This window comes from Paenibacillus mucilaginosus 3016 (assembly GCF_000250655.1).
In the GTDB taxonomy this organism is placed as follows: domain Bacteria; phylum Bacillota; class Bacilli; order Paenibacillales; family NBRC-103111; genus Paenibacillus_G; species Paenibacillus_G mucilaginosus.
The window spans coordinates 8,186,334-8,204,284 of sequence record NC_016935.1 but is presented as its reverse complement, the minus strand read 5'-3'; the positions used below and the strand labels follow the sequence as shown (position 1 = coordinate 8,204,284).

The 17,951-nt window shown below is 60.4% G+C and carries 17 protein-coding genes; 10 read left to right on the top strand and 7 right to left on the bottom strand.

Going from position 1 to position 17,951, the window contains the following annotated elements; all coding sequences use genetic code 11:
- Positions 1–130: 130 nt before the first annotated feature.
- The gene (locus PM3016_RS34160; RefSeq protein WP_238540395.1) at positions 131–2,422 is read right to left on the bottom strand and encodes an AraC family transcriptional regulator; all 2,292 of its coding nucleotides are present in this window, start codon (positions 2,420–2,422) and stop codon (positions 131–133) included.
- Positions 2,423–2,781: 359 nt separating this feature from the next.
- Here PM3016_RS34160 and PM3016_RS34155 point away from each other — a divergent pair, with 359 nt between their 5' ends.
- A complete protein-coding gene (locus PM3016_RS34155; protein WP_014372523.1) occupies positions 2,782–3,186 on the top strand; it encodes a hypothetical protein in 405 nt (134 codons plus the stop codon).
- 1 nt (position 3,187) lies between these two features.
- The gene (locus PM3016_RS34150) at positions 3,188–3,850 is read left to right on the top strand and encodes a PspA/IM30 family protein (protein ID WP_014372522.1); all 663 of its coding nucleotides are present in this window, start codon (positions 3,188–3,190) and stop codon (positions 3,848–3,850) included.
- Positions 3,851–4,185: 335 nt separating this feature from the next.
- On the opposite strand, the gene PM3016_RS34145 is transcribed toward PM3016_RS34150, so the two are convergent.
- Complete coding sequence (locus tag PM3016_RS34145) at positions 4,186–4,935, bottom strand: hypothetical protein (RefSeq protein ID WP_013921074.1); 750 nt, start codon at positions 4,933–4,935, stop codon at positions 4,186–4,188.
- Between the two features lie 189 nt (positions 4,936–5,124).
- Here PM3016_RS34145 and PM3016_RS34140 point away from each other — a divergent pair, with 189 nt between their 5' ends.
- On the top strand, positions 5,125–5,799 hold the full coding sequence (locus PM3016_RS34140) for a response regulator transcription factor (protein WP_013921073.1): 675 nt from the start codon (positions 5,125–5,127) through the stop codon (positions 5,797–5,799).
- Complete coding sequence (locus PM3016_RS34135) at positions 5,789–7,216, top strand: sensor histidine kinase (RefSeq protein WP_238540394.1); 1,428 nt, start codon at positions 5,789–5,791, stop codon at positions 7,214–7,216. Before PM3016_RS34140 ends, PM3016_RS34135 begins: the two co-directional genes overlap by 11 nt.
- 107 nt (positions 7,217–7,323) lie before the next feature.
- On the opposite strand, the gene PM3016_RS34130 is transcribed toward PM3016_RS34135, so the two are convergent.
- Positions 7,324–7,992: a GGDEF domain-containing protein gene (locus tag PM3016_RS34130; RefSeq protein ID WP_236628592.1), complete on the bottom strand. Its 669-nt coding sequence runs from the start codon at positions 7,990–7,992 to the stop codon at positions 7,324–7,326.
- Between the two features lie 306 nt (positions 7,993–8,298).
- Positions 8,299–9,300 (bottom strand): YihY/virulence factor BrkB family protein, encoded by a 1,002-nt coding sequence (locus tag PM3016_RS34125; RefSeq protein ID WP_013921070.1) that lies wholly within the window; start codon positions 9,298–9,300, stop codon positions 8,299–8,301.
- 210 nt (positions 9,301–9,510) lie between these two features.
- Here PM3016_RS34125 and PM3016_RS34120 point away from each other — a divergent pair, with 210 nt between their 5' ends.
- From PM3016_RS34120 to PM3016_RS34105, 4 genes are all read left to right on the top strand, one after another.
- Complete coding sequence (locus tag PM3016_RS34120) at positions 9,511–9,714, top strand: hypothetical protein (protein ID WP_013921069.1); 204 nt, start codon at positions 9,511–9,513, stop codon at positions 9,712–9,714.
- 212 nt (positions 9,715–9,926) lie between these two features.
- Positions 9,927–10,361 carry a hypothetical protein gene (locus tag PM3016_RS34115; RefSeq protein ID WP_013921068.1) on the top strand — a complete coding sequence of 145 codons (435 nt, stop codon included), beginning with the start codon at positions 9,927–9,929 and terminating at the stop codon, positions 10,359–10,361.
- A gap of 27 nt (positions 10,362–10,388) precedes the next feature.
- Positions 10,389–10,667, top strand: coding sequence for a DUF1294 domain-containing protein (locus PM3016_RS34110; RefSeq protein WP_013921067.1), 279 nt, complete (start codon positions 10,389–10,391; stop codon positions 10,665–10,667).
- Positions 10,668–10,836: 169 nt separating this feature from the next.
- Positions 10,837–11,499, top strand: a complete 663-nt coding sequence (locus PM3016_RS34105; protein WP_013921066.1) for a TetR/AcrR family transcriptional regulator — start codon at positions 10,837–10,839, stop codon at positions 11,497–11,499.
- Positions 11,500–11,568: 69 nt separating this feature from the next.
- Here the strand turns inward: PM3016_RS34105 and PM3016_RS34100 are convergent, their stop codons facing one another.
- Positions 11,569–11,904, bottom strand: a complete 336-nt coding sequence (locus tag PM3016_RS34100; protein WP_013921065.1) for a L,D-transpeptidase — start codon at positions 11,902–11,904, stop codon at positions 11,569–11,571.
- A gap of 158 nt (positions 11,905–12,062) precedes the next feature.
- Here PM3016_RS34100 and corA point away from each other — a divergent pair, with 158 nt between their 5' ends.
- The gene (gene corA / locus PM3016_RS34095) at positions 12,063–13,010 is read left to right on the top strand and encodes a magnesium/cobalt transporter CorA (RefSeq protein ID WP_013921064.1); all 948 of its coding nucleotides are present in this window, start codon (positions 12,063–12,065) and stop codon (positions 13,008–13,010) included.
- A gap of 264 nt (positions 13,011–13,274) precedes the next feature.
- Positions 13,275–14,072, top strand: a complete 798-nt coding sequence (bacA, locus tag PM3016_RS34090; protein WP_013921063.1) for an undecaprenyl-diphosphate phosphatase — start codon at positions 13,275–13,277, stop codon at positions 14,070–14,072.
- A gap of 133 nt (positions 14,073–14,205) precedes the next feature.
- Here the strand turns inward: bacA and PM3016_RS34085 are convergent, their stop codons facing one another.
- Positions 14,206–15,600, bottom strand: coding sequence for a hydroxysqualene dehydroxylase (locus PM3016_RS34085; protein ID WP_238540393.1), 1,395 nt, complete (start codon positions 15,598–15,600; stop codon positions 14,206–14,208).
- Positions 15,601–15,982: 382 nt separating this feature from the next.
- Entirely contained in the window at positions 15,983–17,638 is a 1,656-nt protein-coding gene (locus PM3016_RS34080; protein WP_014372518.1) for an S-layer homology domain-containing protein, read from the bottom strand.
- Positions 17,639–17,951 lie beyond the last annotated feature (313 nt).

Here is a 17,951-nt window from a genome sequence, read left to right as displayed (position 1 = left end):
GGCTAAAAGCTCCCTGTAAGGCCCGGCAGGTCAGCCGGCCAACGGGAGCAGAAGGTGACAATACAGCGGCCGCCCGCACGGGAAGTGCGGGCGGCCGTTCTTGTTACCGCGCAGGGATGAGGCTTCTGGTCTAGCGTTCACCTGCCTGCAGCTGCGCCTTGCGGAAGTCGGTCGGGGTGACGCCGAAGTTCTTTTTGAACATCCGGTACAGGTACGAAGAGGAGGTATAGCCGATCCGCTCCGCGATCTCGGCTACCGGCAGGTCGGTCTCCTGCAGCAGGCGCTTGGCCTGCTCTAGGCGGGTCGTGTTGATCACATCGACGATGGCCAGGAGGGTCAGTTGCTTGTAGACCCGGGAGAGATGGATGGAGGAGAGCCCCAGGCTGTCGGCGATCTTGTTCAGGCACAGGTTCGGGTCGCCATACTCCCGGTCGATCATGTCGTTGACCCGGCGGACGAGGTCCTCCTGCTTCAGACTCCGCTTCTCGGCCTGCCGGCTGCGCAGCTCCTCGAAGAAGGAGAAGAAGGCTCCCTGCAGCTCCTGCAGCGATTCGAAGCCGTGGAGGGACGGCACATACGCCTCCAGCCCCCGGCCGAGCTCCAGATGGCCGTTCTTCTGGACTGCCGTCACGACGGTGCCGATAGTGGCCGTCAGGCGGGAGGCGGCAAGCTGAAGCGCTCCGAACGGATAGGCGGCGGTCTCCTGCAGCATCTCGGCGAGCAGGCCCTTCGCTTCTTCCGTCTTTCCGGCCATCAGCGCTTCGGTCATCCGGCGCTCCTTGTCGACGGGGAAGAGGTAATCGGCAGTCTTGCGCTGCAGCACCTCTTCCGAGGCAATAAGGCAGCCGGGCCCGAGGAAGAAGCGGTGCAGCGCCGCTTCCTTCACCTGCCGGTAGAGAGGATGCAGCGCCTCAGGGCCGCAGGCCGCCGGGCTGCAGGTGATCGACACGCTGAGCTTCAGGTAGTCAAGCACGGAGCGGCGGATCTCCGGCAGCAGCATGCCCGGGTCCGGCAGGGAGGCCTCCGGAGACTCTCCAACTTCAGGGGCTCCGAGAATCAGCAGCACGCCGTTCTCGGCGAGATCGACCGTCTCCGTGCGGAAGGCCGGCGAGGCGATCTCGGAGGCGATGTTCATGACGGCGAACTGATACACTGTCAGGTCGTCCCCGTGCATCTCCCGGAACGCCTCGAAGCCGTCGATCCGCAGAAGGACGAGCCGGTAGTCCCGGCGGAAATCGACGGTGATGCCGGCTTCCTTCAGCTTGTTCCAATGCGCCTCCGTCCGGAGCGGCTGGGTGCCTTGAACCAGCGAACGCAGGAGCGCCTGCTTCAGCGGATACAAGGCGTTGCGCTTCTCGCTCTCCAGCGTGCTGACTTTGCTCGCCATGGCATGGAACGGCCTGTACAGGAACCGCGAGAGGAGCCACGAGATGAGCAGGCCGGCCGCAAGGATCCCTCCGGCGATGCTGATGCTGGTGGTGCGGACGGCGCTGATTTTGCCGGTGATCTGCTTGTACGGGGTGATCCGGATATACTGCCATCCCAGGGGGTCCGGGGAGGTGTATGACACGAGGCTCTTCGTCCCGTCCACCTCCTTCACGAAATAACCGGACTCCTGTCCCCGGATATCGTGGTCGAGCACCGCCTGCAGCTCCGGAGCCTGCCCCGCAGGAACGCCGGCCAGAAGGCCGTCGCCGGTCAACAGCCGGCCCCGGTCGTCGAGGATGTAGGAGATGCCCGCCGCCCCGGTATCTCCCTGGCCCAGATCCTTGTTGATCCAGGAAGCGGAGATATTGACGATGACGGCGGAGTCCATGTTCGTTCCCGTTCCGATCGCTTCATAGCAGAGATACGTATACACACCGATCGTCCTGCTGTCTCCCTGCTGCACGCTGTAACGGCGGGGAATCGGGGTGAAGGGTTTGTAATCCTGGAAGCGGCCCAGGATCTCCACGATCCCGGTGTCCGCGAGCTCCTCCTTGGTGAAGGTGCCGCTCTGCCCCTGATTCGAGGCGATGTGCAGGAGCCCCGACTTGGCGTTATAGACGTAGATCGATTCGATGAACGGCATCGAACTCAGGTACCCGGCCAGTTCGCCGGTGGCTGCCGTAACGTCATAGATGGAAGGGTTTTCATAAAACATCAGCTTCGAGATCGTCGTATTGCGGTACATCTGGAAGGAGAGCGATTGGGCGCTCTGCGTCATGCCTACCACGACCTTGCTCGTCTGCGTCAGGCTGCCGAGGTCCGACTGGTAGACCTGGTTCAAGCCGATGCGCACCGAATTGGCATAAAAGATATAGGAAGAGAGCAGCAGCGTAGCCGCAATGCATAACGTGGTGCTGAGCAGAAGCATGCTGTAAAGCTTCCGGTTCTCGTAGGTCTTGAACAGGTGCCGTCCCGTCACAATGGATCCCCCCATGGTTCTGATCTTTCTGTACTTCTCTCCGTGCGGCCCGGATCGATCCGCGTTCTCCGGAGCCGTCCGGGGCAGAGGCGTGCATCCATTATAATCCTGCGGCGCCATTTCTTACAGTATCCGGAAGAAACTTTGATGAACCGGCAGGCAGCCGGGCCTGTGAACAATCGCAAGGAGTGTGAACTTTATGATGAACTGCCTCTTGCTTAGGGGACGGTTTTTCTTTTTGTGGGGATGGAAGGATAAGCCTCTTCTCTTTCACCGGAATTTCACCATGCTGCGGTACTCTTGTTCTTGTAGGAAATAACCCGTCACTTGATCACACAACGCATCATCAAGAATGCTGAGGAGAGGTGAACCGCATGAAGAAGAAAAAAGTAGGAAGCTGGATTCTGACCGCAGGTGTCGCAATCCTGGGCTGGGAGCTGCTGCAGAAGCTGATCTTCCACGGCCCCGTGGTTCGGGGGATGGCCGGAGGCGGACGCCACCGGGAGATGGCGATGCAGGCTTGGGGAAGCCGCCCGCGCGGCGGGGTTCACTCCATGGGGCATCTGCCCATCTGGGCGGAGGTGCTGCTGCTGATCGCTTTCGTCGGCCTTGCCGGCTGGGCGTTCATCCGCTACCGGAACCGCAAGAACAAGACGGCGGCCGTACCCGCAGCCGGCTCCACGACCGCTTATACGTCCTATGTGGATGTAAGACAGCCGGATGCAGGCATCGTACTGGATCAATGGGAACAACAACAAACTCGCAAGGAGGACAAATAACATGGGTATCTTCGGAAGAATCAAGAACATTGCGGTGGCTGACGTGAACGATTTCCTCGACGGTCTCGAGAATCCGGTCAGCATGGTGAAGCAGTACATCCGCGAGGTGGAAGAAGCGGCGGTTCAGGCGCAGCAGGCTTACGCCAACCAGCTTGTGGCCGAGCGCCAGGTGGATGGACTGATTGCCGAAGCGCAGAAGGCCGTTGCGAAGCGTACGCGCCAGGCGGAATTGGCGGTCGATCAGGGCGAGGACGGCATTGCGGCACTGGCCCTGCAGGAGAAGCTCGTGCAGCAGCAGCGCCTTCAGACGTACCTGGATCAAAAGGAGCTCCTCGCCGGCCAGACGGCGGTGCTGAACGAAGAGCTGACGAAGCTGAAGGATCTGCATGCGGTGCTTCAGGACAAGCTGCTCTTCCTGACTTCGCGGGCGAACGCCGCGCAGGCGATCCAGAACGCGAATGCGGCGCTGCGCTCCTTCGATACGAACAAGATCGCAGGCGGACTGGCCCGGATCGAAGCGGGGATCTGGCGCAGTGAAGCACAGGCATCTGCGGCCCGCCACGTGCAGGGCGTGTTCGGCGGAGGCGCTCCTGTGAACGCAGGTCTTGCGGCGGACGTGCAGGAAGAATTGAAGAAGCTGAAGGCTGCCCGCTCGCAGGGATAAGCCCAGCAGGAATGCGGGGCCGGCGATGAGAACTATCGCCGGCTTTTTGCTATGGAATCGCTGCTCTGTTCCGGTCAAACGATGAGATACCGGACGATGAGCGCGTTATACAAGGAAGAGTCGGCGGCACCGATCTGCGCTGGCTGGTCGATGTCACGGCCGTCACGAGATCATTCTGACGGCGACGGGCATTGCGCTCACCCCTGACGGCTTCTGCAGCCAGGCTGTCTGTCTTCCCTGGAACGGCCGATTCAGACGCACAAAGAGGCCCGACCCGGCACCCTTGGGCGACGGACGGACCTCGCATTGATCAATTGGTATCGTACATATTCGGATTACGCTTGGGGTGCGGCCGTGCTGCTTGACGTGCCTGTCGAAGGGCTTGCTGCCGGCGCCGTACGCTTATGGTCGACGAACGTCTTGATCCGCTCTTCTTCCTTCTGGAGCAGAGCGTCGATCAGCTTCTGCTTGTCCACGCCCTTCTCGGCCGCGATCTCGCTCAGCGACTTGCCGGCCTTCAGGCCGTCCAGCACTTCCTGCTCGGTCATGCCGAGCACGCCGGCCGCTTCGCTCATGCCGTGGAAGCCGCCGCGTCCGCCCTTGCCGCCGCGGCCCTTGTCGAAGCCTGCGCCCTGCTGCTTGATCTTCTCCGCGATCTGGGTGCTCAGCTGCGCCTTGCGCTCGTCGGCCTGGGCCTGCGTCAGTTTGCCGTCGGTCACGGCCTGGTCGAGGCGGGCGGTTTCCTGCTTCACGAGCAGGTCGATCACCGCCTGGTCGGTTACACCCTTGGCCGCGGCGATCTCCGACAAGGACTTGCCGGCCTGCAGCTCGGTCTTGAGCCCGTCCGCATCCAGTCCGAGCAGGCTCAGCAGCTCGGTGTTGTTCCAGGACGTTCCCTTGCCGAACCCGCCCTTGCCCTTCAGGCCGGAGATGCGGTCCGCCGAAGCGGCAGGTGCGCTCTGGGTCTGGGTCTGTGCAGATGAGGTATCGGTTCCCGTCGTCGAAGTCGTGGTTTGGGCATAAGCCGTTCCGGCGATGGCCATCAGGCCGATGGCAATGGTCAGAGGCAGCATTTTCTTGTTCATTAGTAGAATCCCTCCAAGCTTAGTCTGGGGCGAGCCCTTCCGCTCTGGCATCCGGGCGTCCCATGCTTTAGTATAGGGAACGATAGTGAAAAAACGGTGAAATCAGCGTAACGGCATCAGACGGTTTTCACCTGAATTTCACCCGGAAGCGGTAAGCTCGGGAGAGGAAAAGAAGGAGGACTCGGAGCTATGAACATTCTGCTTGCGGAAGACGATGACCGGCTCGGTGAACTCGTCGCACACATGCTGAAGAAGAAAGCGGGATACCGCGTGGATTGGGTCATGACGGGTGAAGATGCCTACGATTATGCGAAGGCGGCCCATTACGATATTGTGATACTCGATTGGATGATGCCCGGTGGCGACGGGGTGGAGGCATGCCGCAGGCTGCGCCGCTCCGGCTACACGGGCGCGGTGCTTATGCTGACAGCCAAGGATGCGCTGCAGGACCGGATTGAGGGGCTCGATGCGGGGGCGGACGACTACCTCGTGAAGCCGTTCGAGATCGATGAGCTGCTGGCCCGCCTGCGTGCGCTCTCCCGGCGCAATTATGCGCCGCTCAAGGAAGAGACGGTGACCATCGGCGGGATTCTGCTGAACCGGACAGGCTGTACGGTCCAGCTGGGGGAGGAGACGATCCAGCTGACGCCGCGGGAATTCCAGCTGCTGGATCTGCTCGCGTGCAACAAAGGGCAGGTGCTGTCGAGGGAGGTGCTGCTGGACCGGATCTGGGGATACGATGCGGAGGTGTCGGCGAAGACCGTCGACGCCACAGTGAAGCTGCTGCGCAAGAAGCTGGAGCCGCTCGGCGGACAGGAACTGGTGCAGAGCGTACGCGGGGTGGGATACAAGCTTGAAGACTAGATGGAAAAGTCTGCTGGAGCGGTTCAGGGGAGAGGATATGTTCGGGCGCACCCAGCGCCGGCTTACGCTCGTGTACAGCGGCGTGCTGATGCTGTTCCTCGGGGTCTTCATCCTGATCTTCTACTCGATCCTCCACTACATGATCTGGAAGGACCAGGAGCGGGAGACGAACGCCCTCGCGGATCAGGAGCTCCAGGCGATTGTGAAGTATCTCGGAACGTATGGGCGGTTCGACGCCCGGACCCTCGAGGCCGAAGGTGTGCTGTCCGGTGCGGAGGACGGGCTCTTCCACTACATCGTCAGCCCGTCCGGGGAGCTGCTCTACGGGCAGGAGGCGGACCGCCGCATGCGGCCTGAGCTGCTCTCGCTGGTGAACCGGGGCGGCATCGGCTTCGCGGGCATGTACCAGGAGTCGCTTCGCTATTCCGGGGACCGCATGGGCGGGGAGGGCCGCCGTCCGCCGAGGGGCTACAAGCGCGGCATGGATCAGGACCAGCCGATGGAGCTCCGGCTCCTGGTGGCGGAACGGCCGATCCAGGCGGGCGGGCAGCAGTTCGGCACCCTCTACATCGGCAAGAACGTGTCCTACCACTACGTGCTGTTCTCCTGGCTGAGGTACCTGCTGGCGGGACTGGGCCTGCTCTTCTTCGGGGTGGCGCTGTATATCAGTCACCGGATGTCGCGGCGGGCGATGGTCCCGATCCAGGCCTCCTATACGAAGCAGCGGGAGTTCGTCGCCGATGCTTCCCATGAGCTGCGGACCCCGCTCAGCGTCATGCTGTCGTCCATCGACGCGCTGGAGATGGAGCAGACGGAGGAGACCGACCCGTTCTCGCGCAAGCTCCTCTCGGGCATGAAGGAAGAGGTGAAGCGGATGAGCCGTCTGGTCGGCGACCTGCTCACGCTCGCCCGCTCCGACATGCCGGAGTACCGGCTGCAGCGGGAGCTCTTCGACCTGGAGCCGTATGCCCGGAGCGCCGCGGAGTCGATGCAGGGACTCGCCGCGGCGAAGGGCATCCGGTTGGAGGCCGCTTTCTCCGGCTCCCTGCAGATAGTAGGGGATGCCGAGCGGCTCAAGCAGCTGCTCTACATCCTGCTCGACAACGCGGTGAAGTACACGCCGGAGGGCGGAGAGGTCCGCCTGAGCCTTCGGGCGGAAGGCAGCGAAGCGGCCCGCCGGCTGGTTCTGGAGGTGCAGGATACCGGCATCGGCATAGCGCCGGAGGACCGGCTCCGGATCTTCGACCGCTTCTACCGGGCCGACAAGGCGAGGAACCGGCAGCAGGGCGGCCACGGCCTCGGGCTTGCCATCGCGAAGTGGATTGTGGATGCACATGGCGGATCGATTGCCGTGGAGAGCGCCCCGGGAAGAGGCAGCGCCTTCAACGTCAGGCTGCCCGCGGCAAGGGAAATGTGACGTCCCGTAAGCGGAAAGCGCGGTTGATAAGCAGCCGCGCCGCGCTGATGCATCAATTCAAAGAAGCCGGCCCGGCGCGGATGAGCGTACGGGCCGGCTTTATTCGTTCAAGGAACCAGATGAAGGGAACTTTTCTTGGCCGCCTTGGCCTGATACATGCGGCGGTCCGCTGTCTGAATCAGCTCGAACAGATCCGCCGAATCGTCAGGGTACAAGGACGAGCCGATCGAGACGGTGACAGGCACGCCCAGCTCACCGGACAGCCGGGCGCATTCGGCCTCCAGCCGTCTGAGCATCGCCTGCAGCCCCTCTTCGTCTTTGTACTGGCCGATCACGACAAACTCGTCGCCTCCCCAACGGGCGGTGATATCGCTCTGCCGCGTATGGCGGACGAGAAGGCGGCTGATCGCCTGCAGCACCTGGTCCCCGGTATGGTGGCTGTACTTGTCGTTGATCTCCTTGAAGTTGTCGCAGTCGATCACCATCAGGTACAGCCTGGCCCCGTTCCGCTGCGCAAGGGCCGCCATCCGGCCGTACGATTCGGTGACGAAGCGCCGGTTATAGAGCTGGGTCAGCGTATCCTTCTCGCTGTAGTACTTGGCCCGGTCATACTGCAGTCCGGCCCACCAGGACAGGAACACGAACAGGGGATACCCGAGCAGGTCCGCGGGGTCGACCGTACCGTCACGGAAATAGTAGTAGATAATATAAGAAGTATGGACGAGGAGAACGATACCGGTTGTTGTCAGTCTGCCGAAGTATTTCAAGGTAATCACCCTTTGGGTTAGTTCTAAAGTCCTATATGCATATCTTCATTGTAGCATGATAAGGCTGTCAGCGGCTAATGTTTACGCCCAAGGGTCCGGTGGTTTTTTTCAAATATAAGAATTTATATCTATATTGCACCATTACGGTATGCGCCCATTCTGCCCGGCTTATCCGTATCAGAATCCGGTAGTGACTGGAAAAAGGCTGGATGGAGAGAGCCTCCCGCAGCTTCCAAAGCCTTTTAGCTCGCACCAAAAAACCGGCCTCCCCCAAAGGAGGGGAGCCGGTTACGGATCGAAGCCCCGGTTCTTGTCTCAGGATGAGACCTTGTCCTTCTTCTTCCCGATGGGCAGGGACAACGCGAATTTCTTGCAGGCCGCCTTTTGTTTTCCGTTGCGGTCAAAGTGCAGCGTGGCGTTGATCTCACCGCCGAGAATAATGATGATGCTCGACAGGTAGAGCCAGGTCAGCAGGACGATGATGCCTCCGATACTCCCGTACGTCTTCGTGTAGTTCCCGAAGTTGTTGACGTAGAAGGAGAAGAGCAGCGAGGTGACGACCCAGCCGACGGTGGCGAAGATGGCGCCCGGCAGCACTTCCTTGAAGGTAAGCCGCAGATTCGGCACATAGCTGTAGAGGAGCATGAAGACGACGATCATCGTCGCGAGCGGAATGGCGTACTGGGCGACCCCCCAGATCACATCGAAGGACCCCGGCAGGTGCACAAACTTGTAGATCGTCTCGCCGATCAGCCGGCCGAACACCAGCATGACGAAGGCGAACACAATCACGACGGCGAGCACGAGCGTGAAGGCGATCGAGATCAGCTTCACCTTCCAGAACGGACGGTCTTCTTCCACGTCATACGCTTTATTCAGCGATTTGATGACGGCGCTGACCCCGTTGGAGGCCGACCAGAGAGTGGCCAGCAGACCGATCGAGAGCAGGGAGCCGCTCTGGGATTTCTGAATTTCGGAGAAGGCCTCCCGGATGGTTTGCGTCGAGAGGTCCGGCAGTACCTGGGAGATGCTGTCTATGGCGTCTTTGGCCGTAAAATCCGTGAAGCTGAGGACGGCGATCACGAAGATCAGGAAGGGGAAGAAGGACAGGATGAGGTAATAAGTGAGCTGTGCGCCCATGGCCGGGACCTCATCGTCCTGAAACCGGCAGTACAGGTTTTCGGCGAAGAGCCGCAGCTTCATCTTGTGTACAGGCTTGCCCGCCCCCGTTCCCGGGGCTTCCCGGTGCTCGCCGTTATGGGAATAGCCGCTGAATGGACCCCTGCTGGGCTTGCGGCCTTTATGTACGGCTTTCATCGGAGATTCCTCCTCTCAGGTGGCCTGATTCAAGTTACCAAGTATTTACCCGGAGGGAACAAGCCCTGAATCAAATGGGACGGCTGCAGGGGGAAGGCAGATGGCGCAGGGAATGATTTACCACCCGGGAATCCGGTTCAGGGGCGTCCTTCGCGGTTAATCACCTCTTGGCTCCGGTGGAGCACAGAAGGAGCAGGGAGGCAGGAAGAGATGCAGATCGAATCCGAATATGTTCTGATTGTCCACACGGACGATGACATTCATATACGAAGTGTTCTGATGGAGGGTGACCTGGCGGAGGCCATGGACCTTCGCCGTTACGCCGAACGACACCACAGCCGCGCCGAACGGGTGGAGATGATCACCAAGGAGGAGTTTAACGCCCGGCTCGACCGGATGCTCTCCGAGTTTTAGGCGCAGGCGGTGACGTGACGGCCGGCCCGATATCTCTGCAGCTGCGGATGACGGCTTCAGGAACCGGAGGAGCCAGCCGATATATAGAATAAGGCGCGCGCAGAACGGCACGCGGGGCAGCTGCCCGCCGTGCTTTTCCGCCATAGGCCAAACATGATAGGATAAGAGGCAGGAACGAAGGAAATCGGCAGCGTAGAACGGGGTGACAACAGATGTTCTTAGAAAGTTTTTTTCAACGGATGAAGCGCGGGGAGTTCAACAACTACCCTAACCTGATTCCGCTGCACCAGGGCCTCGCCTATACGGTGAAGCTGCCGGATATGGTGACGAATCTGCTGATCGTACCCTATGAATATACCGGGCTTGCTTACATTGAGCCTTCTCCGAACCCGGGGAATACGATCAACATTTTTCCGTACTATCTCGGCCAGGTGATTGAAGAGTTCGAGCTCTCCCACGGCACGGACCTGCATAAGCCGTCAACGGAGGAGGCTGTGCTCGAGAAGCTCTACAAGCATGCTTGGGAGCTGGAGAAGGCCATGGCGGCACGCGGCGGTTCCTTCGAGGATTACATGATGAAGATGAAAGGCCTCATCGATTTTTTGCGGTATTTCAATTCCGCGGTGAAGATCGGCAAGATTTCGTAAGCAGTAGTGGCTTGGAGGTGGAGCGCGTTGATCGTGGTGTTCGCCTATCTCGCCGTCATCAATCTGGTCGGCTTCGGGCTGATGGGCTCCGACAAGTCGCGGGCCCGCAAGGGCGGACGGCGGAGGGTGCCGGAGAAGCGGCTGTTCCTGATTGCGGCGGCGGGAGGTGCGCTCGGAGTCTGGATCGCGATGCGTTCCTTCCGGCACAAGACCCAGCACCGGAGCTTCGTCGTGGGCATTCCGGCGATTCTGGCGGTTCAAGTGCTGGCAGGACTGTATCTATTCGATCTGGTCCGGGCCGGATAGGAAGCAGGGAACGGGGAAAAGCGTCCGCAGGTGCGGGCGCTTTTTTCTTTATCTTGGCGGCTCCTTCGTTAAAGGAGGGGGTGAAGCGGACGGAGGCATTCTTGACAGGGGTACCACGCGAAGTTATATTTCAACGTAAAAGAACTAGCCGAAGACCGGAGGGATACGCATGGCCCGCAGACGAAAGGAAACCGCTCCGGAGGATCTGCTGGAGACGCGCAAACGGATTGTGGCGACAGCCCACCGGCTGTTCATGGAGCTCGGATACCGGGCGGTATCGACCCGGGTGATCGCAGATGCCTGCGGGCTGACGCAGCCGGCGCTGTATCACCATTTTGCCGATAAGCAGGAGCTCTACCTGGAGGTGATCCGGGAGATTCTTGCGAAGAACGGCGAGGCACTGGAGCGGATCCGGCAGAGCGGGGAACCGCTGGAAGAGCGGCTTCGCCGGGCCGCCGCCTATCTGCTGCTCCATGCACCGCCGAATATGAACGTGATGTTCCACGATATGCGGCACGAACTCGATGAGGCTTCGCGTGCGTCCGTGCATGAGTGGTTCCGGCAGGGCTTTGTCGGACCGCTGGCCGCCCTCTTCGGGGAAGGGCAGCGGGAAGGCCGGCTGAAGAGCCGGGAGGAAGGCGGGGCCGATCCCTTCTCGTCGGCTTTTCTGCTCCTGAGCATCAGCCGGTCCATGCTGAACACGGACCTGGAGAGAGAGGCGGGGGAAGGGGAGCAGGAGCTTCGGGAGAAGACGGCCTCGGAACGGGCCGCCCTGATCGTGAATATTCTGCTGCACGGCATGGTGCGCCGGACCGGAGAGAGCGCCGGGTAATCGAAGCGCGTTCGAAGTCCGGTCACCGCTGTTTCCTCCGCCGAGGCGCTGCCCTCGCTCCAAGGGCGCTTATTGCCGGATGGTGACGCGCGTGCCGATGGACACCTTCGCGGCCAAGGCGTTCACGTCCCAGTTGAACATCCGGATGCATCCATGGGAGACCGCCTTGCCGATAGAGGACGGGTTATTCGTACCGTGGATGCCGTAATGGGGCTTGGAGAGGCCCATCCAGTAGGTCCCGTAAGGACCGCCGGGATTCGGGGCCTTGTTGATGATCTTGTATTCCCCCTGAGGGGACTGCGTCAGCATGGCGCCGACCGCGATGGGATACGTATTGCGGACAATGTTGCCCTCGAGCAGATGCAGCTTGCGGTCCGACAGGTCCACGATAATCCGGTAAGCCATGAACGGCTCGCCTCCCTCTTTAGTTTCGACCTGCTTTATCGTATGCGGAGGCTTCGCGCGGGGCCCCTTTTTCCAAAAGAGGGAGATGATGCGGTATACTGGCAGGGCATAGGAACGGTCAGCAAACCAAATGAAATCCAGAAATCGGGTGATTCCGCATGCTGCGCATCTGCGCTGTAACGACCAACCGGCAGTTTCTGCCGTCGATCTCCCTGGGGGAGCTGGGAAGTCCCGGCCTGCTCTGGTACTGGGTCGACTTTAACTCGCCGACGGAAGAAGAAGCGATGCTGCTCGATCGGCATTTTCACTTTCATCCGCTGGCCGTGGAGGATTGTTTCTATCTCCTGCAGCGGCCGAAGCTCGACCATTACGAGGAAGTACACTTCATGATTATGCATTCGCTGGACCCGCTGAAGCTGGCCGTCCGGGAGGTGGACATGTTCATCGGACCGAACTTCGTCGTGACCTTCCACAAGGAGGCGCTGAAGGAGCTTGATGAGGCGTGGGCGAGAATCCAGCGGAAGGACAATTGGAAGAAAGGCCATCTTTACGCGGCATACTCTGTCATGGATAAATTAGTGGATCAATACTTCCCTGCCATTCATGAGCTGGAGGACCAGCTGCTCGGTATTGAGACGAGACCGCGCAAACGGTCGGTGCAGATGCTGATGGACGAAGTGTTCGAGATCCGCTCCCGCCTGCTGAAGCTGCGCAGGACCATTGTACCGATGCGCGACCTGCTCTACCGGGTGATCAACTCGGACCGGATCGAGGGGATCCGGGAGCAGATGTACTATTTTACCGATGTCTATGATCACCTGCTGAAACTCTCGGAGATGATCGACTCGAACCGTGAGGTGACAGCCGATATGCGGGACCATTACATCTCGGTGAACGCCAACCGGATGAACACGATCATGAAGACGCTCACGGTGATCACCACGATCTTCATGCCGCTCACCTTCATTGCGGGCATCTATGGCATGAACTTTGAGTATATGCCGGAGCTGTCCTGGCACGGGGCCTACTATGCGGTGCTTGGGGTGATGTTTGGGCTGGGCTTCGGCATGTTCCTGTGGTTTCGCCGCAAAGGCTGGTTCGAGTGAGGGCCGAAGACCGGGCATACAAGCCCTCCGGCCGTCTTAGACTGGCAGAAGATTTGGAAGAAGAGACGTTTACTGCCCGGGGCTTTGCGGAGGAGGCCGGGAGGTCTGTCCAAAGTAAGCTTTCAAGCCCGTGCCCAAATAAGCTATAATCTAGGAGACGCCGCAGGCCGGCCTGACGGTCCGGCGTCTCTTTCCCTGCGCGCCTGTGGCGGGAGAGAACTTACTGTATAGAAAAATAGAGATACGGATGGGAGAGTGCAGCTGTTGAGTGACATTTTGAATGCGATCATTATGGGTATCGTGGAGGGCTTGACCGAGTTCCTGCCGGTCTCCTCCACCGGTCACATGATTCTGACCGCGCATCTGCTCGGCTTCGAAGGCGACAGGGCGAAGACGTTCGAGGTCGTTGTGCAGCTGGGGGCCGTGCTTGCGGTGCTCGTGCTGTATTGGCGCCGGTTCCTCGGCTTCCTGGATGTCCGTCCGGGTTTCATGAAGCGTCCGGGCATCAATGCGGTGCATGTGGCCCTGGCCATGATTCCGGCCGTGGTGATCGGACTTTTGTTCCGCGACCAGATCAAGGAATTTCTGTTCGGTCCGAACCCGGTGCTTTACAGTCTCGTGGCAGGCGGGGTGCTTATGATTGTGGCCGAAAAAGCACGGGTGCGCGTCACTTCCGAGACAATGGATGACATTACATACAAGCAGGCGCTCGGCATCGGCCTGTTCCAGTGTCTGGCCTTGTGGCCCGGCTTCTCGCGTTCGGGCTCCACGATGTCCGGCGGCATGCTGCTCGGTACGAGCCAGAAGGCGGCAGCCGAGTTTACGTTTATCGTATCCGTGCCGATGATGTTCGCCGCATCGGGGTACGACCTGTACAAGAGCCGCGAATTTCTCACCATGGCTGACCTCCCCCTGTTCCTGATCGGTCTGGCCGCTTCCTTCATCGTCGGGATGCTGGCGATCGTCACCTTCCTTAACGCCATCAAGAAGCTGAAACTGAGCTATTTCGCTTACTACCGCTTTGCTCTTGCCGCTATTTTCTTTGTTATTTTGTATCTGTAATCCGGATTCGCATGCATGACCGAACACCGCAGGGCACTTGGCGCCTGCGGTGTTTTTGATTTGTGGGAGGAAGCGCTGAATCCAATAAAGGTGCCGTTAAGATAAGCTGGCCGGCTTTCGAGTGCCTCGGCCCTTAGGCCTGAGTCTGAAGCGCCTCGATGACGGCTTCCGCCGCCAGTAGGCCTGATCTCACCGCTCCCTCCATGGTCGTGTACATGGACTGCCGGATGTAATCGCCGGCAAGGGTCAGCCCTGGCACCCCAGTCCGCTGTTCCGGCCGGTGCCGGTCGTTGCCGGGCTGCACCGAGTAGAAGAGATCCCGGCTGCGGATGACCCGGTACTCGGTGACTTTCGGGCGCAGCTCCAGGCCGAGCCGCACGGCATCCAGACATGCCCGCTCGAAGATCTCTTCGTCGGTCAGAGCCATGAGCTCGTCGGAGGGGGTGAGGATCGCCGAGACCCGCCCCGGCACATGCCGGAAGGTCGTGCGGGACTGCTCCGTGAAGCTGCCCCAGATCGTCCCCGGCCCGAACTCGGTCCGGTCCTCCGGCAGCAGCGGTTCGGTCAGCTCCAGCTGCAGGGTAATATGCGGCATCGTCTGCAGGGCGAAGAACGGCTGCCACTGGGGGGCTGTGCCGAACTCGGGCCGCAGCAGGCGCTGGGCCGAGCCGAGATCCGCCGCGACCACGACATGGCCGGCCCGCAGGTCCCCGCTGTCCAGGCGTACCCCGCGCACGGCCTCGCCGTCCCGGAGCAGCCCGCGTACAGGAGAGTTCAGGCGAACCTCGCCGCCGCGGTCACGGATCGCCTCGATCAGCGGCTCGACCATCACATCCCGCATCCCGCCGTTGAAGCCGCCGATCTGCATCTTGAGGACCTTCGCGGCGGCGGGGGCGAACAGACTGAAGAAGACCAGAGCCGAGAAGCGCTCGGGCGGCAGGAACAGGATGCCTCCCGTCAGAGGCTCGAGCAGATGGCTGAGCGCATCCGGATGGACCCCGTGGCGCTCGGCATATTCCTTGACGCTGCAGCGATCGAGCTCCTCCGGATTAGCAGCGTGATCCTTGAAGCCCGCAGCGAGAAACGGCAGCAGCGAGAGCTTCTCGGCATAGGAGAGAATGTCGTTATTGCCGAGCAGCCCGCCGATCGTCTTCAGCGGCGCTTTGACCGGAGCGATGCCGAATTCTCCGGCGGTTTTCCCATCAGGAATCCGGATTTCCATGGTTTTCTCCCACGTCAGCATCTCGTCCAGATCGATCCCGGCGCGCCTCAGAAGCTTCGGCAGATCCTCATAGAAGCCGAGGAACTTGTGGAACCCGGACTCCACCAGCATGCCGCTCGGGGATGGCCGGGGCGGGAAGTGATGGCTCTGCGGCTCGCTGCCCTGTTTCCAGTTGGAGGTTCTTCCTCCGGCGACGGCTCCCGCCTCGAGCACGAGCACCCGCCGGCCCTGATCCGCCAGCTCGAATGCGCAGGCAAGACCGGCAAGGCCGGACCCCACAACAATGACATCCTGATTACTCGTCACCACTAACACCCCTTTGACTCTCCCAATTGAATTAGTGCTCATTACCCGGGATAGGTGCCCATCAATCCGTCAGGCCGTGAGGGAGGAGGAAAAGGAACCTCATTGAAAAGGAGCCTCACTGCAGGGCTTCAGAGCCGTGCGGGGCCGGTATCTGGATGGAAGAAGCCGGGTCCCGAAGAGGCCGGATCCAACGGCTGAGGGGACATGATTGGTCCGCCCGCATGGAGGCAGGCGGAAGGTTGGCTGCCTGTATGTACGAATAAGGAAGCGGGATTCCTTCCCGCTTCCTTAGCTTGCCCCAAACGGGGCGGATGACAGCATCCTGTATGCTTTCGCGCCTGCAGACGGATACTATAATAAACCCGGTCTATCTCGTCAAGGTCTACTTGGACGTTTCCGAATCGGCATCGGCTGAGGATGCAACCCGTTCTTCGGACGCTTCCTCGAGCTGAAGGGAGGCGCGGCTCAGCAGAACGGCCATCTGGGCCCGTGTCGTCGGCTGGGCGGCCCGGAAGGTACCGTCCGGATAGCCGCTGACGATGCCGTAGCCGGCGAGCGTACGAATGGCCTCGGAAGACCAGCGGGAAGCTGCAACATCCTGGAAGCTCGGCAGGGCTGCCGAGGACGACGCCTTGAGGTCCAGGGCCCGTACCAGCATGGCGGAGAGCTGCTCCCGGGTCAGCGGGGCTTCCGGATCGAACCGGCCGCCGCCGACGCCGTCAATCAGGCCTGCACTGCGCGCAGTGCTGATGTCCTGGTAAGCCCAGTGGGAGGCGGCTACGTCCGTGAACCCTGCCGCCGGTATCCCCTCTTCGGCTTTCAGGTCCAATGCGCGCACCAGGATGGCCGCCGCCTGTGCCCGCGTCAAGGAGGCATCAGGCGCAAAGCTGCCGGAGGTCATGCCGTTCATCCAGCCTTTATCGGCAGCCGCGAGGATCTCCTCCACCGCCCAGTGGCCCTCGGTATCCGCAAAATAGTTGCGGTTCAGCCAGTTGTCGAAGTAGCCCCAGGTGTCAGCCGTTTCCTGGCCCATGCTCCAGACCCCGGAGCCTTTGAGGTTATACTTGCTGACGAGCTCCAGCTTCTCCTTGATCGATTCTTCGTTCTCATACCATACCGTATAGGATTGTCCGGCTGCGAGCGGCTTGTAGCTTACACTTACGGGCGATCCGCCCTCGGGCAGATAGAAGTTAAGCACGGGAGACTGGGTGTCGGCGTCGAAGATCACGGAACCGCCGTAAGAAGCAGCCAGCTGCTCCGCCTTCCGGTTCGAGATCCCGAGTCCCTTGATCGAGCCGTCTTCGCTCCAGAGGCGCCCGTAGAAAGGGATACCGAGCAGGAGCTTCTGCGAAGGAACACTTTTCAGCGCCTGCTGCACCGACTTCTCCACCCAGGAGATACTGGCTACCGGTCCGGCCGTTTCCCGGCCCTCGTAGGATTCGTCATAAGCCATGAGCAGAATGTAATCGGCATACTGGGCCAGAGCCTTCATGTCGTAAGAGCCGTGCCAGCCTTCCGTCCATCCGTTCGGATTGGCCGCCACCGCGACGGAGACTTCCTTCTCCTTGGGGAGCTTCTCCCGGAGCAGCCGCACCAGATCGGTGAAGGCATCGCGGTCCTCGTCCGTCACATTCTCAATATCCACGTTCACGCCGTCCAGACCCAGGCTGACGATCTTGTCCGCCATCTCCTGCGCCAGCGCCTCCCGGTTCGCCAAGGCCAGGCGTCCCGCTTCACGGCTCCAATGGTTGCTGAGGAAGGGCACTACCTTAACCTGCTTGGCATGCATCGTTTTGGTGAAGCTTTGTATGCCATCGGCCCACTTGAGGGAACCGTCCGCCCCAATATCGATGAAGCTGGGGGATACCCGGTTGAGGGCTCCCTGCGTGCGGTCCACCTGCGTAATGTAAGAGGAGGTCGAGCCTCCATACAGATAGCCGAGACTTATTCGTCCGGCGGACTCGGCGGTGACCGGTCCCGCAGAAGGCAAAGCTGCCGCCAGAACGGCAGCGGTCACGAGCGTCTTGATGATTTTCATGAGGTTACCGCTCCTTTGCTGTGTCTTTGCTTGTATGCCCATCATAGTACGCCTCGGGGGGATGATCCACGGCAAGTTGTTTCCATCGCATGGAGGCGGCACGACGGTATGGCAGCCGTTCCCTTTAGACCGAATTTAAGAAAGCGTATTCAAAAAACTCAGGAATTTGATAAATATCAGTCAGGCTAAGGCCCTTCAGGCGTTTTTGCACCGTTCAATGTGGTGAATAACAAATGGAGATGTCGTCGCTCTAAAGTGGGTGGAAGGATTTTGAAAAGTTGTGTCGAATATATGAACATCCAGAATAAGATTG

Coding starts and splice junctions, on each gene's coding strand:
- PM3016_RS34160 (WP_238540395.1), bottom strand. CDS start 2,422: ATGGGGGGATCCATTGTGACGGGACGGCACCTGTTCAAGACCTACGAG.
- PM3016_RS34155 (WP_014372523.1), top strand. CDS start 2,782: ATGAAGAAGAAAAAAGTAGGAAGCTGGATTCTGACCGCAGGTGTCGCA.
- PM3016_RS34150 (WP_014372522.1), top strand. CDS start 3,188: ATGGGTATCTTCGGAAGAATCAAGAACATTGCGGTGGCTGACGTGAAC.
- PM3016_RS34145 (WP_013921074.1), bottom strand. CDS start 4,935: ATGAACAAGAAAATGCTGCCTCTGACCATTGCCATCGGCCTGATGGCC.
- PM3016_RS34140 (WP_013921073.1), top strand. CDS start 5,125: ATGAACATTCTGCTTGCGGAAGACGATGACCGGCTCGGTGAACTCGTC.
- PM3016_RS34125 (WP_013921070.1), bottom strand. CDS start 9,300: ATGAAAGCCGTACATAAAGGCCGCAAGCCCAGCAGGGGTCCATTCAGC.
- PM3016_RS34120 (WP_013921069.1), top strand. CDS start 9,511: ATGCAGATCGAATCCGAATATGTTCTGATTGTCCACACGGACGATGAC.
- PM3016_RS34115 (WP_013921068.1), top strand. CDS start 9,927: ATGTTCTTAGAAAGTTTTTTTCAACGGATGAAGCGCGGGGAGTTCAAC.
- PM3016_RS34105 (WP_013921066.1), top strand. CDS start 10,837: ATGGCCCGCAGACGAAAGGAAACCGCTCCGGAGGATCTGCTGGAGACG.
- PM3016_RS34100 (WP_013921065.1), bottom strand. CDS start 11,904: ATGGCTTACCGGATTATCGTGGACCTGTCGGACCGCAAGCTGCATCTG.
- corA (WP_013921064.1), top strand. CDS start 12,063: ATGCTGCGCATCTGCGCTGTAACGACCAACCGGCAGTTTCTGCCGTCG.
- PM3016_RS34080 (WP_014372518.1), bottom strand. CDS start 17,638: ATGAAAATCATCAAGACGCTCGTGACCGCTGCCGTTCTGGCGGCAGCT.